Source organism: Streptomyces sp. NPDC002669, assembly GCF_042889165.1.
Lineage (GTDB): Bacteria > Actinomycetota > Actinomycetes > Streptomycetales > Streptomycetaceae > Streptomyces.
In genome coordinates, this window is sequence record NZ_JBIAQQ010000014.1 from 44,720 (window position 1) to 58,829 (window position 14,110).

The following is a 14,110-nucleotide window of genomic DNA, read 5'->3' on the forward strand; positions in this document are numbered from 1 at the left end:
GCGTGACGGTCGTCCGAACGGGGGTTGGGTGGCGTTGAGGGTCCTGGGTGGCCGCTACGAGCTGGTCGCATTCATCGGCCGGGGCGGCATGGGAGAGGTCTGGGAGGGCCACGACCGGGTGATCGAGCGGCGCGTCGCGGTCAAGCTGCTGCCGCACAACCGGCGGGACACCTTCGGGGCGGAGCTGTTCTTCCGCGAGGCCCGGACGGCCGGCAGTCTGAGCCATCCGGGCGTGGTGACGATCTTCGACCTGGGGCAGGACGACGACGGCACCCTCTATCTGGTGATGGAGTTCCTCACCGGGCGGGACCTGGACACCGTGCTCCGCGAGGACGGCGTACCGGACGTGCCGACCGCGGTGGACTGGGTGACGCAGACCGCCGCGGCACTTCAGGCGGCTCATGTCGCCGGAGTGGTGCACCGGGACCTGAAACCGGCGAACCTCATGCTCACCCTTGCCGGGCAGGTCAAGGTCCTCGACTTCGGCATCGCCCGGTACATCGCCTCCACGCACAAGTCGAGCAAGGTCATCGGCACGCTCGCCTACATGCCTCCCGAGCGTTTCGCCGAGCGCCCCGCGGACGCCCGCTCGGACCTGTACTCCCTGGGCTGTCTGTTCCACGAACTCCTCACCGGCAGCGCCCCCTTCGACGCCACCGACCCGGTCTCGATGATGGCCGCGCACCTGAACACCGTCCCGGAGCCACCGGGCCGGACCCGGGCCGATGTCCCCGCCGCTCTGGACGATCTCGTCACGGCCCTGCTGGCCAAGGACCCCGACGACCGTCCCCCGACAGCGGCCGAGGTACAACGGCGTCTCGCCGAATGCCTCACCCCTGTCCCGGCTCCGGTCCCGGTCCCTGTACCGACTCCGGACCCGGCTCCGGTCCCGCAGGTCGTGGCCGCGCCCGGCCTTCCCGACACGGACTCGAAACCCACCGTCACGGCCCCGGTCACCGGCACCGGCCCCGGGGCGTCCCGGTCACCGGCGCCCGTGGTGGAACCGACCACCGTGACGGAACCGGCCGCGGACCCGCCGAAGTCGCCACGGCCGACGAAGCAGGCGAAGGCAACGAGGGCGCCGAGGACGATCAGCCGTCGTGCGGCGCTGCGACTCGGTGTCGGAGCCGCCGTCGGCACCGCCGTCGGGGCCACCGCCATCGCGCTGTTCGACGGCGAGTCCCCGGACGGCACGCCCGACGAGACGCCCGACGACACGCCCGTGGGCGACCCCGCGCTCCGGTGGCGCCACCGCACCGGCGGGGCGGTCGCGTCGTCCCCGACGGTGGTCGACGGGACCGTGTACGTGGGCAGCGACGACAAGAACGTGTACGCCCTGGACGCGGCCACCGGGAAGAAGAAGTGGGCCTGTGCCACCGGCCGCAAGGTGGAGGCGGCACCGACGGTGGCCGACGGGGTCGTGTACGCGGGCAGCCTCGACAACAAGGTGTACGCCCTGGACGCGGCCACCGGCAGGAAGAAGTGGGTCCATACGACCGGCCACCCGATCCGCTCGGCACCCGCAGTGGCCCGCGGGATCGTGTACGTCGGTGGCGACAGCGGTGTGGTCGCCCTGAACTCGGCCACCGGGAAACGGAAATGGGGCTTCGACACCATCAGCGGCGGCGCCTTCTCGTCGCCCTCGGTCGTCGGCGGAGCCGTGTACGTCGGCAGTGCCCATGCCGTGTACGCCCTGGACGCCGCGACCGGGGACCGGAAGTGGGTCTCCGGCGCCGGGACCGCGGGCTCCTTCTCCTCGCCGACCGTGGCCGGCGGGGTCGTGTACATCAGCAGCGTCCACACCGTGTACGCCCTGGACGCCACGACCGGTGAGGAGAAGTGGGCCCACACCATCGAGTCCAATCTCTACGGCGGTTGCTCGACCCCGGCCGTCGTGGACGGGGTCGTGTACGTCGGCAGTTACGAGGGCACGGGCGACGACTGGGAGGGCGGGGTGCTGGCCCTGGACGCGGCCACCGGCGGGAAGAAATGGGAGTTCGGTGTCGACGCCCCGATCGACTCGGCGCCGACGGTGGCCGACGGGACCGTGTACGCGGGGAGCAGCAACAGGAACGTCTACGCCCTGGACGCGGCCACCGGGAAGAAGAAGTGGTCCTACGCCACCGGTGGTGTCGTCACCTCGTCCCCGGCCGTGGCCGGCCGGCTCGTGTACGTGGGCAGCGACGACAGGAGCGTCTACGCCTTGAACAGCGCCGTCATCGAGGCCGCCGCCCGGACGTAGGGCCCGGGTGCCCGCGCCAGGCGGGGCGGGGCTCCCCGTGGACGGTCGGCGTGCGCCGTACCCCGTTGGGGGCGTCCCGTCCTCGGGAGGCAACCCGGTCCACCGCGTCCCCGTCCTCGACGGCGGGTCGTCCCAAGGAGGTCATTCGGTGCTCAGCCACGCCGACGTCGTCAAGCCGCTTCCGGAACTGCTCGGGCGGCACGCCCGTCGGTTCGGGGACAAGGCCTGTTTCGAGGACCGGCTCCGCCGTGTGACCTACCGGGAGCTGGAGCGGAGGACCGCGCGGCTGGCCGGGCACCTGGCCGGGCTCGGTCTGGCGCGCGGCGACCGGGTGGCCGTACTGCTCGGCAACCGCGTCGAGGCGGTCGAGAGCCTGCTCGCCGTCACCCGGGCGAGCGGTGTGGGCGTGCCCCTGGACCCGGGGTGCCCGGAGGAGGAGCTGGCCCGCCTGCTGGACGACAGCGGCGCGCGGGTGCTCATCACCGATGCCGCCTGCACGGCGCGGCGGCGAACGCTGTTGTCGCGCCCCGGACTTGCCGTGGTGATGGCCGAGGGCGGCGCCGAGGACGGGGCCGGGCACCGGCCTCCCGCCAAACGCGCGGACGGCGTCACGGGCGGGGGCGCAAACGGCGCCCTGCGGTACGAGGAGTTGGCGGGTACGGAGCCGCGGACGCCGGCCCGGGACGATCTCGCGCTGGACGAGGTGGCCTGGCTGCTCTACACCTCGGGCTCCTCCGGTGTGCCCAAGGGAGTCCTGTCCACCCAGCGCAACCGGCTCTCGCCGGTCGCGGCGGGCCTGGTCGGGGTGCTGGGCCTGTCCGAACGGGACCGGGTGCTGTGGCCGTTGCCGCTCCATCACGCGATGAGCCAGGTCGTGGGTTTCCTCGGAGTGGTCGCGGTGGGGGCGGGTGCGGTGCTGCTGCCCCGGTTCTCGGTGGCGGGGGTGCTGGGCGAACTGCGGCGCGCGAATGCCTCGTTCACTCTGCTCGGCGGGGTTCCGACCACGTACTCGGCGCTGCTCGACGCGGTCCGGGGCGAGGAGAGCGGAGCGGACGGCGGCGGTCTCGGCGCCCCCGCGCTGCGGGGTTGCGTCAGCGGTGGCGCCGCGGCGGGGCCCGGGTTCCGCGAATCCTTCGAGGCGGTCTGCGGGGTGCCCTATCTGGAGCACTACGGCAGCACCGAGGCGGGCCCGGTCACCATGTCGGCGCCGGGCGGGGCGGCGGGGGCCGGGGCGTGCGGCCGGGTGCTGCCCGGCACCCGGGTCCGGGTCGGCGGGGGTCCCGACGGCCGGGACACGGGCGAGGGCGAGCTGTGGGTCGGCGGGCCCGGTGTGATGGCCGGTTACCACGGCAGGCCGGAGGCCACCGCGGAGGTGCTGCGCGAGGGCTGGTTCCGCACCGGCGACCTGGCCCGGATCGACGCCTCCGGCGGGCTGACGATCACCGGCCGGGCGAGCGATCTGATCGTCCGGGGCGGGGTGAACGTGCATCCCACGGAGGTGGAGGCGGTGTTGCGGCGACTGCCGGGGGTGGCGGACGCGGCCGTGGCCGGACGCCCGCACCCCGTCTTCGGCGAGGTGCCGGTCGGCTATCTGGTCGCCGGGTCCGGCGACGTGCTGGACAGGGGGCGTGTCCTCGCCGCCTGCCGTGCGGAGCTGTCCGGTTCCAAGGTGCCCGTCGAGCTGTTCGAGGTGGCGGGCATTCCCCGTACCGCCTCCGGGAAGATCCTGCGGCGGGACCTGGCCGGCCTGCCGGCGCGGGCGTTGGGCGCGGAGGGTGCCGGGGGGCCGTCGCAGGACCTGCTGGCCCTGGTGCGGGGCGAGGTGGCGGCCGTGCTCGGCTGTACGGCCGAGGCGGTGGAGCCGAACACCGCGCTGCGGGACCTGGGCATGGACTCCCTGACGGCGACGGTGCTGCGGGAGCGGCTGTCGGCGGCGACCGGGCTGCCGCTCTCCGAGGCCGTCGCCTTCGACTTCCCCACGGCCGCCGCGCTCGCCGCCCACCTCGGGGAACGGGACGCCGCCGGCCCGTCCGGGGCCGGCCTTGTGAACCGGGGCGCGGCCCGGCCGGACGACGACCCCGTGGTGATCGTGGGCATGGCGTGCCGTTATCCCGGTGACGTGGCCTCTCCCGAGGAGCTGTGGCGGCTGGTGGCCGACGGGCGGGACGCCATCGGCCCCTTCCCCGCCGACCGGGGCTGGGACGTCGACGCGCTGTACGACCCCGACCCCGGGCGGCCCGGACGGACATATGTGCGCGAGGGCGGTTTCCTCTCCGGTGCGGACCGCTTCGACCCCGGGTTCTTCGGCATCTCGCCCCGCGAGGCGCTGGCCATGGATCCGCAGCACCGGCTGCTGCTCGAAGTGGCGTGGGAGTCCTTCGAGCACGCCGGTCTCGTCCCCGACACCCTGCGCGGCTCGGCGACCGGGGTGTACGTCGGGCTGATGTACAGCGACTACGCGCGCGGCCTGACCAGGACGCCCGAGCAGGTCGAGGGGTACCTCGGTCTCGGCAACGCCGGAAGCGTCGCCTCGGGCCGCATCGCGTACGCCTTCGGTCTCGAGGGTCCGGCCCTCACCGTGGACACGGCGTGTTCCTCGTCCCTGGTGGCCCTGCACCTGGCGGCCCAGGCGCTGCGCCGGGGCGAGTGCGCCTTCGCGCTGGCCGGTGGTGCCACGGTGATGTCGGGGCCCTCCTCGTTCGTGGAGTTCAGCTGTCAGCGGGCGCTGTCCCCGGACGGCCGCTGCAAGGCGTTCGGCGCGTCCGCCGATGGCACGGGGTGGGCCGAGGGCGCCGGGATGCTGCTGCTGAGCCGGTTGTCCGAGGCGCGCCGCGCCGGACTTCCGGTGCTGGCCGTGGTGCGCGGCTCGGCGGTGAACCAGGACGGGGCGAGCAACGGGCTGACCGCACCGCACGGTCCGGCGCAGCAGCGGGTGATCCGGCAGGCGCTCGCGGACGCGGGACTGGGCACCGGGGACATCGACGCGGTGGAGGCGCACGGCACCGGCACCCGGCTGGGCGACGTCATCGAGGCGGAGGCGTTCTTCGCGACGTACGGGCGCCACGCGCGGCGGCGTCCGCTCCGGCTGGGCTCGGTGAAGTCGAACATCGGCCACGCCCGGGCCGCCGCCGGAGTGGCCGGTGTGATCAAGATGGTGCAGGCGATGCGGCACGGTGTGCTGCCGCGCACGCTGCACGCCGACGAGCCGACGCCCCGGGTCGACTGGTCGTCGGGGCGGCTCGCGCTGCTGACCCGGGCGCTGGAGTGGCCCGCGACGGACCGTCCGCGCCGGGCGGGGGTGTCGTCGTTCGGGATCAGCGGCACCAACGCCCATGTGGTCCTCGAAGAAGCCCCGGGGGCGGGGCGGACGTGCCGCCCGACGCCGCGGGCGGGGCGGTTCCGGAGCGTTCGGCGCCTCCCGGGCGGGCCGCGGTGGTCCTTCCGGTGTCGGCGAGGAGCGCGCCGGGGCTGCGGGCCCAGGCGCGGCGGCTGCACGACCACGTGGCCGCCGCTGCCGACGTGTCCTTGGTGGACCTCGGGCACTCGCTCGCCACCACGCGTGCGGCCCTGGAGCACCGGGCCGTGGTGGTGGCCCGGGACCGCGCCGAACTGCTCGGTTCGCTGCGGGCCCTCGCGGAGGGCGACGGCCGGGCCGGGGTGCACACGGGCGTGTCCCGCCGGCACGCCTCGCCGGCCTTCCTGTTCACCGGCCAGGGCAGTCAACGCATCGGCATGGGACGTGAGTTGTACGAGTCGCGGGACCTGCATCCGGCCTTCGCCGACGCGTTGGACGAGTGCTGCGCCCTGTTCGACCCGCTGCTGCCGGTGCCGTTGCTGGACGTCATGTTCGCCGGGCCGGGTACGGAGGCGGGGGCGGGCGCGCTGCTGGACACGACCCGGTTCGCGCAGCCGGCGCTCTTCGCCCTGGGGACGGCGCTGTTCCGGCAGTTCGAGGCGTGGGGGGTGCGTCCCGGCCAGGTGGCCGGGCACTCGGTCGGCGAGGTGACGGCGGCGCATGTCGCCGGGGTGCTGTCCCTCGCGGACGCGTGCGTGCTGGTGGCGGCCCGGGGCCGGCTGATGGACGCGCTGCCGCCGGGCGGCGCGATGGCCGCGGTGGCCGCCGGTGCGGAGGAAGTGGCCGCCCGCCTCGCCGGGACCGGGGGCGCGGTGGAGATCGCCGCGGTCAACGGGCCCGCGTCGGTGGTCGTCTCGGGCGACGGGCCGGCGGTGCGGGAGGTGGCCGCGCACTTCCGGGAACGGGGCCGTTCGGTGACGCCGCTGCGGGTCGGTCATGCCTTCCACTCCGCCCGGATGGAGCCCGTGCTGGCCGAATTCGTCGACGTGGTGCGGAAGTTGTCCTTCACCGCGCCGCGGCTGCCCCTGGTCACCGCCGTGGCGGGCCGGGCGGCCACCGCCGACGAGGTGCGCACGCCCGAATTCTGGGTCGGCCACGTCCGCCGTCCGGTCCGCTTCGCCGATTCGGTGGCGCACCTGGGTGAGCGGGGCGCGGCGCACTACGTCGAGCTGGGGCCGGACGGGGTGCTCACCGGTCTGGTACGGGGCTGTCTCGCCCCGTCCGCTCCGGCGACGGAGGGGACGGGCGGCGGGCGGGGCCCGGCACCGCTGGTCCTGCCGACGCTGCGCGGGAAGCGGCCGGAGGCGGACGCCCTGCTCGACACGCTGGCCGCGCTGCACTCCCGCGGTGTGCCCGTCGACTGGCCGGCCTTCTTCGCCGGACGCGGCGGGCGGCGCGTCGCGCTGCCCATGTACGCCTTCCAGCGCCGCCGGTACTGGCTGGAGACCGTCCCGGAGCATCCGCCCGTGTCCCCGGCCGCCGGGCCCGCCCATCCGTTCCTGCGGTCGGGCACCCGCACCGCCGACGACGACGGGGTGCTGCTGGACGGGGTGCTGTCGGTGCGCGAACAGCCGTGGCTCGCCGACCATGTGGTGGCCGGGCAGGTCCTGCTGCCGGCGACCGCCTTCGTCGACATGGCCCTCCACGCCGGTGGGTCGGTGGGCGCGTCCGTCCTGGACGAGCTCGTTCTGACCGCGCCGCTGGTGCTGCCCCCGGACGGTGCCGTCGCCCTGCAGGTGAGGGTGGCCGGAGCGGACGACGCGGGGCGGCGGGCGGTGCTGTTCCACTCCCGGCCGTACGCTCCGGCGGGTGACGGGCCCTGGCTCCGCAACGCCGTCGGCACCCTCTCCCCGGCGCTTCCGTCCACGGACGGAAGCGGTGGCACGTCGCTGCCGGACGCGCCCTGGCCGCCGAAGGACGCCCGGGCCCTGCGCTCCGACGGTCCGGACGCCGGGCCGTACGAGCGGCTGGCCGTCGGCGGGCTGCGTTACGGCCCCGCCTTCCGGGGCATGCGCGCCGCCTGGCGGCACGGGGAGGAGTTGTACGCGGACGTCGTGCTGCCCGAAGCGGTCCGGACACCGGAGGCGGGTGGTGCGGGATTCGTCCTGCATCCCGCGCTGCTCGACGCGGCGCTGCACGCCCTGGCCCTGGACGGCCTCGTCGCGAACGGTTCCGGGGCGGCCGGCGGAGTGTCCCTGCCGTTCTCCTTCAGCGGGGTGCGGGTGCGCGCCGCCGGTGTGCGGCGCCTGCGGGTACGGGTGGCTCCCGGTCCCGACGGGCGGGTCGGGGTGGAACTGGCCGACGGGTCGGGCGCGCCGGTGGCGACGGTCCGTTCGCTGGCGCTGCGGCCCCTTCCGCGCACCGGACCGGCGGCCGAGGCGGGCGCCGGGGCTCTTCACCGGACGGACTGGGTGCCGTCGGCCGGGTCGCCCGCGCCGCTGGGGGGTTCTGGGCGCGGCGGGCTCGCGGCTGGTGGCGGCTCTCGCGCCGCCGGGCTCCGGCATCCCGGTGTACTCCGGTCCGGCGGCGTGCGACGCGTCGGCGGCCGTCGTCGTGGCCCCGTGCCCGCCGCCGGTGGCGGCCGGTGACGGGCAGGACCCGGCCGCCGGGCTGCTGCGGGCGGCGGACCGGGCGCTGGGGCTCGTACGGGAGTCGCTGGCCGAGCCGCGGCTGTCCGGCTCCCGTCTCGTCCTCGTGACGTCCGGCGCCGTCGCGCTGCCCGACGATCCGCTCCCCGCGGACGGTGCCGCCGGTCCCGGGGCGGCGTCCGTGCCGTCGCACGCCCCGGTGTGGGGGCTGGTCCGCTCGGCCCTGCGGGAGAACCCCGGCCGCTTCGCCCTGGTCGACGTGGACGGGCACCCCGATTCCTGGAGTGCGCTGCCCGCCCTGCTGGCCACCCCGGTGCCGGAGGCGGCCGTGCGCCGGGGAACGGTGTACGTGCCGAGGCTGGTGCCCCTGGCCGCGCCGGGGCCGGGAAAGGGGCGGGCGCTCGACCCGGAGGGCACCGTTCTGGTCACCGGCGGCACCGGTTCCCTGGGCGTGCTGGTGGCGCGGCATCTGGTCGCCGCGCACGGGGTCCGGCATCTGCTGCTGGCCGGCCGACGCGGGCCGGACGCCCCGGGGGCGCGGGAGCTGGTCGCCGAGCTGCGCGGGGCGGGTGCCCGGGTCGGCGTCCACGCCTGTGACGTCGCGGACCGGACCGCGCTCGCAGCCCTGCTCGACACGGTGCCGGCGGCCCATCCGCTGACCGGTGTCGTGCACACCGCGGGGGTGCTGGACGACGGTGTCGTCGAGGCGCTCACCACCGACCGGCTGAGGCGGGTGATGCGTCCCAAGGCGGATGCCGCCCTCGCCCTGCACGAGCTGACCCGGGGGCACGACCTGGCCGTGTTCGCCCTGTTCTCCTCGGTGGCGGGGGTATTCGGCTCCGCGGGCCAGGCCAACTACGCCGCGGCCAACTGTGTGCTGGACGCCCTGGCGCGGCACCGCGGGCGGCTCGGGCTGCCCGGTACGTCGATCGCCTGGGGCCCCTGGCAGCAGGACGACGGCATGATGGCGCACCTCGGCGACGCGGATCTGCGGCGGATGGCCCGCGCCGGGTTCGGCCCGCTCGGGCCGGAGGAGGGCCTGGCGCTCTTCGACGCCGCCGTGGCCGGTGACGAACCCGTGGTGGTGGCGGCCCGCCTCGCCCCGGCCGCGCTCGGCGACGGGGGCGGGACGGCGGGCCGGCCGCGGCCCCCGGCCGTCGGCGCGGGCGACGGGGAGCGGCTCGGCCGGGGGCCGGCAGCCGTTTCCCCCGACGAGGTGGGCGGGGTGCTGCTCGCCGGGGTCCGGACCCTGGCGGCCCGCGTCCTGGGCCACCGGGAGGAGGCGGCCGAGATCGACGAGGACGCCCTGCTGGCGGATCTGGGACTGGACTCCCTGGCCGCGGTCGAGCTGCGCAACGAGCTCGCGACGTGGACGGGGCTGGCGCTGCCGTCCACGCTGCTGTTCGACTTCCCGACGCCGCGTGCGCTCGCCGCCGAGCTGACGCGACGGCATGCCGCCGAGGCCCCTTCCTCGGGCCTCGCGATCCGACGGCCGGACGACGGTGCGGGCCACGGCGGTACGGGAGAGGGCCGGGGCGTCGGCGACACGGGCAGCGGTCCGGGGGCGGGTGCCGCTCCGGGTGTCCCGGCCTCTGGGCGGATCGCCGGGGCTCCGCGGGCCGAGGAGTCCTCCGACTCCCTGGGCGCCCTCTTCCGCGCCGCGTGCGCCGGGGGACGGAGCTGGGACGGCATGGCGCTCCTCACCATGGCCGCGCGCCTGCGCCCTGCCTTCGACAGGGACCGGGCTCCGGGCGCGGCGCACGAACCCGCCGTGCTCGCGGCGGGCGGCACGGGGCCCCGCCTGGTCTGCTTCCCCGCGCTCAGCGCGCTGTCCGGGCCGCAGGAGTACGCGCGCCTCGCCGCCGGGCTGCGAGGTCTGCGGCCGGTTTCGGCGGTGCGGCACCCGGGGTTCGAGCCCCGGGAGGCGCTGCCCGCCGCGCTGGACGCGCTGGTCACCGCCCAGGCCGCCGCCGTCCGCGCGGTCGCGGCCGAGGGCCCCCGGTGTTGCTGGGGCGGTCGGCCGGTGGCTGGGTGGCCCACGCCGTGGCCGAGCGGCTGGAGTCCGAGGGCGCCGCCCCGGTGGCCGTCGTGCTGGTGGACACCCATCCCCCCGTGCACGGCGACCAGGACCGCGGGCTCACCGCGATGACGTCGGACATGCTGCGCCGGGCGGCGGAGTTCGCCTCCGCCAGTCCCGACCGGCTCACCGCCATGGCCGGGTACTTCGAGCTGTTCCGCGACTGGGAACCCGCACCGCTCACCTGCCCCACCCTGTACGTACGCGCCCGGGATCCGCTGCCCGGTGCCGGCCCCGCCCCGGGCTGGAGCCTGCCGCACGCCGAAGTCACCGTTCCCGGGGACCACTTCACCATGCTGGAGGAGCACGCCCGTACGACCGCGCTCGCCGTCCATCGGTGGCTCGGCGACCCGGGCCGAGGACGCCCCGGGCGGGGTACGGTACTCACCCGCCCGGAGCGGTCGGGATGATCCGCGGGGCGGGAGCGCGCAGGCTGGGGTGACGGGCGAGGCCGGGAGGCGGAACACGGCATGGGGCAAGAAGACGCGGGTGGGACGCGGGGGACGGATCCCGGCGGGGGCACGGCCGCCCGGGTGCTGGCGCGGCTGGCGGTACTGGCGGCGATCGGGGCCGTGATCGTGCTGGTGTTCCCGCTCGGTCAGGGCGGGCTGCTGGTCATCGGGGCCGGGCTGCTCGGGCTGGCCATGTGTGCCGTCGGCGTGTGGTGGTTCCTCGCGTACCGCGGTGCGGTGCGGCTGTGCGGTGCTCTCGTCGCGGTCGCCGCGCCGGTCGGCGTCGTGCTGCTCTTCGCCCGGGACGGGCTGTGGCTGACGGCGGCGGCCGGGTTCCTGTGCTGGACCATGACCCTGGTCTGCGCCCGGGCGGCGTTGCGGAGGTCGCGTCCGCGGCGGCCGAAGCGGGCGGTGGCCGCGCCCCGGCCGAGACGCCCGGCACTGATCATGAACCCGAAGTCCGGGGGCGGGAAGGTGGAGCGCTTCGGCCTGGTCGAGCGGGCGGAGGCTCTGGGGGCCCGGGTGATCCTGCTCGACCCGTCCGCTCCCGCCGACGTGGCCGCGCTGGCCCGCGACGCGGTGGCCGACGGCGCGGACCTGCTCGGGGTGGCGGGCGGCGACGGCACCCAGGCGCTGGTCGCGGCGGTCGCCGCCGAGCACGACCTGCCGTTCCTCGTGATCTCCGCCGGTACCCGCAACCACTTCGCGATGGACCTCGGTCTCGACCGTGCCGACCCGGTCCGCTGCCTCGACGCGCTGACCGACGGCGAGGAATTGCGGGTCGACCTCGGTGACGTCGCGGGCCGGAGTTTCGTCAACACCGTGTCCTTCGGCGTGTACGCGGATGTCGTGCACCACCCCGAGTACCGGGACGACAAGGCGGGCACGGCGCTGAGCCTGATGCCGGACCTGCTCGTCGGCGAGGGGGTGCGGCGGCTCGACGCCCGGGTCGACGACGTCGAGCTCTCGTCCCAGCAGGCGCTGCTGATCAGCAACAACCCGTACGTCTCCCCCGACGACATCGCCGCCGACGGCCGACGGCCCCGGCTCGACGACGGTGTGCTGGGGGTGCTGGGCATCCGGGTGGAGAGTGCCGTGCAGGCGGCGGACCTGGCCGTGCGGGGCGCCCAGTCCACAGGGCTGACCGCCATGTCCGCACACCGGGTCGAGGTGACCTCCGACACGGACGAGATCCCCGTGGCGGTGGACGGCGAGGCGCTGCGCATGTCCACGCCGGTCGTGTGCACGTCGCGGCCGGGCGCGCTGCGGGTCCTGGTGCCGCGCGACCGGCCGGGCGTGGCCCCGCCCGCTCCTCCCGTGGACTGGCACCGGCTCCTCGACCTCGCGTTCGGCCGGGCCACCGGAACTCCCGAAGGGCGGCACCATGTCTGAGTACCACTTCCCCGCGTCCGCCGCGTCGGTCCGCCGTGCCTCGGCGGCCGTGCTGGGCGATCTGCAGGCGGTCGACGGGGCGCTGTACGCGGCCGTGGCCGCCACCCCCACGCCCATGTTGGACCGTGCGCTGCGGCGGCTGTCGCACACGGCCGACCATTCGAAGATCTCGCTGGCCGTCGCGGCCGGTCTCGCGCTGAGGCCCGGTCGTTCCCGCAGGGCGGCGGTGGCCGGGGTCGGCGCGGTCGCGCTGGCGTCGGCGACGGCGAACCTGTTCGGCAAGCGGATGGTCCGCCGGCGCCGACCCGACCGGGAGCAGGCCCGGGTGATCGTGGCCCGGCAGGTGCCCATGCCGGAGTCGGCCTCCTTCCCGTCCGGTCACACGGCGTCGGCGACCGCGTTCGCCACGGCGGTGGGTGTCGTGCTGCCCCCGGCGGCGGTGCCGCTCGGGGCGCTGGCCGTCGCCGTCGGCTACTCCCGCGTCCACACGGGCGTCCACTATCCCGGCGATGTCGCGGCCGGCGCGGTGCTCGGCTTCGCCTCCGCCGCCGTGTCCCTGGCCGTCGGGCGCGCCTGGCAGGCCGGCCGCGTGGTCCGACCGGCCGCACGAGGAGCGGCGAGCCTGTTGCGGAGGCCGTCCGGGTGACCGCCGGGCGCGGCCTTTCCGTGCGCCGGGGCGGGCGGAGAACCGCGGCGAACGCCCGGCCGGCCCCCTCGGCCTGGAGGCGCACGCCTTTCAGCAGGGTGTCGATCCGGTACTCGCCGTCCTCCTGTTCACGGACGCCACGGAGGCCCGGAACCACGAGCGTCTCGGGAGCTCAGTAGGGGAAAGCCGACTGCTGTATCCGATGCTTCCGGGCCCGGTGTGCCTCGCGCCCCCGGCCGTGACGGTGCTCTTGCCCGGTACGAGGCGGTGGCCGCCGAGCGTGGCCGCGCTCGTGGTGATGCCGATGGCCTCGCCCCGGTCGCTGCGGCCCCGCGCGACGAGCGGGTGCCCCCGCGGGGTACGGGCCGCGCCGAACGTCGAGGGCGGCTTCGACGACGGGCCGATGCGTTCGTCGGCCACGCCCGGCTCGCCCGCACCGCGCTCCGGTTCGTACTGGCGTACGCCTTGCTCACCGGCGTCGGCCTCGACGTGGCCGAGCGCAGCACCGTCGCCGGCTCGGTTCCCCCGGGGTGACCTCGATCGTCTTCGCGGTCCTCGCGTACACCCGGCTGACGTTCGCCTTCCAGGACGGCCGCGACCGTCCTGCTCAGTGCGGTCCCGCACGGTGTGACGGCGGAGCCCGTCGCCCACGGGTTCGCGCGCCGCGACCGGCCCGGTGCGCGGCATGCCGCGGAAGGATCCGCCCGGTGAGCGGCGCGGTGGCGTCCGGTCGGCCGGGGGCACGTACCGGGCCCGCCGCGCCGGAGGACCCGTACGGCCCCGTCGACCGGCCGGGCGCGGCCGTGGCCCCGTGCCGGGTGGGTCAGACCGGCCGGACCTCGCTCTGCAGGTGCTGGACGGCCTGGACCAGGGGCGCCAGCGCGGGGTCGGCGGCCGCCTGGTCGAGTGCCTCGCGCAGGGCGGTGTTGTGGGTGGGGCGGGCCTCCTCCAGCAGGCGCAGGCCGTCGTCGGTGACGTCGGTGTAGATGCCCCGGCGGTCGGTGGGGCACAGGTAGCGCGAGAGCAGTCCGCGGTCCTCCAACCGGGTCACCAGCCGGGTGGTGGCGCTCTGGCTGAGGACGACGGAGTCGGCGACCTGCCGCATCTGCAGGTGTCCGCCCTCACCGTCGTGCTGGCGGCTCAGCACGTCCAGCAGCGAGTACTCGCGTGCGCTCAGCCGGTGTCCGGCCTGGAGCGCGCGTTCCACTCTGCTCTCGATGCGACCGTGCAGCAGCGAGAGCGCCGACCAGTTGTGTGCCAGTGCGGTCATCGCCGGATCGGTGGCGGTCATGAGCGGCTCCTCGGTCGGGTCGGGCGGGCGGGGCTTCGGCGCCCCGACGGCATATCACACAGTTCAC

At 75.9% G+C, this 14,110-nt stretch carries 6 protein-coding genes and 2 pseudogenes; 7 read left to right on the forward strand and 1 reads right to left on the reverse strand.

Annotation, left to right across the window (positions count from 1 at the left end; all coding sequences use genetic code 11):
* Positions 1-28: 28 nt before the first annotated feature.
* The 7 genes and pseudogenes from ACFYW1_RS21375 (at position 29) to ACFYW1_RS21405 (ending at position 12,752) form a co-directional block, all read left to right on the forward strand.
* Positions 29-2,242, forward strand: coding sequence for a PQQ-binding-like beta-propeller repeat protein (locus ACFYW1_RS21375; protein WP_388995220.1), 2,214 nt, complete (start codon positions 29-31; stop codon positions 2,240-2,242).
* Between the two features lie 148 nt (positions 2,243-2,390).
* Positions 2,391-6,787: pseudogene (locus ACFYW1_RS21380) on the forward strand (beta-ketoacyl synthase N-terminal-like domain-containing protein); the annotation flags it as partial.
* Positions 6,788-7,147: 360 nt separating this feature from the next.
* A pseudogene (locus tag ACFYW1_RS21385) lies at positions 7,148-8,185 on the forward strand (polyketide synthase dehydratase domain-containing protein); the annotation flags it as partial.
* Entirely contained in the window at positions 8,070-10,334 is a 2,265-nt protein-coding gene (locus tag ACFYW1_RS21390) for an SDR family NAD(P)-dependent oxidoreductase (protein ID WP_388995223.1), read from the forward strand. The pseudogene ACFYW1_RS21385 and the gene ACFYW1_RS21390, both read left to right, overlap by 116 nt.
* The gene (locus ACFYW1_RS21395; protein ID WP_388995226.1) at positions 10,229-10,672 is read left to right on the forward strand and encodes a thioesterase domain-containing protein; all 444 of its coding nucleotides are present in this window, start codon (positions 10,229-10,231) and stop codon (positions 10,670-10,672) included. Before ACFYW1_RS21390 ends, ACFYW1_RS21395 begins: the two co-directional genes overlap by 106 nt.
* 60 nt (positions 10,673-10,732) lie before the next feature.
* Complete coding sequence (locus ACFYW1_RS21400) at positions 10,733-12,106, forward strand: diacylglycerol/lipid kinase family protein (RefSeq protein WP_388995229.1); 1,374 nt, start codon at positions 10,733-10,735, stop codon at positions 12,104-12,106.
* Complete coding sequence (locus ACFYW1_RS21405) at positions 12,099-12,752, forward strand: phosphatase PAP2 family protein (RefSeq protein WP_388995232.1); 654 nt, start codon at positions 12,099-12,101, stop codon at positions 12,750-12,752. The genes ACFYW1_RS21400 and ACFYW1_RS21405 overlap by 8 nt, the downstream gene beginning before the upstream one ends.
* An 823-nt stretch (positions 12,753-13,575) precedes the next feature.
* Here ACFYW1_RS21405 and ACFYW1_RS21410 read toward each other — a convergent pair.
* Entirely contained in the window at positions 13,576-14,043 is a 468-nt protein-coding gene (locus tag ACFYW1_RS21410) for a MarR family winged helix-turn-helix transcriptional regulator (RefSeq protein ID WP_388995234.1), read from the reverse strand.
* Between the last annotated feature and the right edge of the window lie 67 nt (positions 14,044-14,110).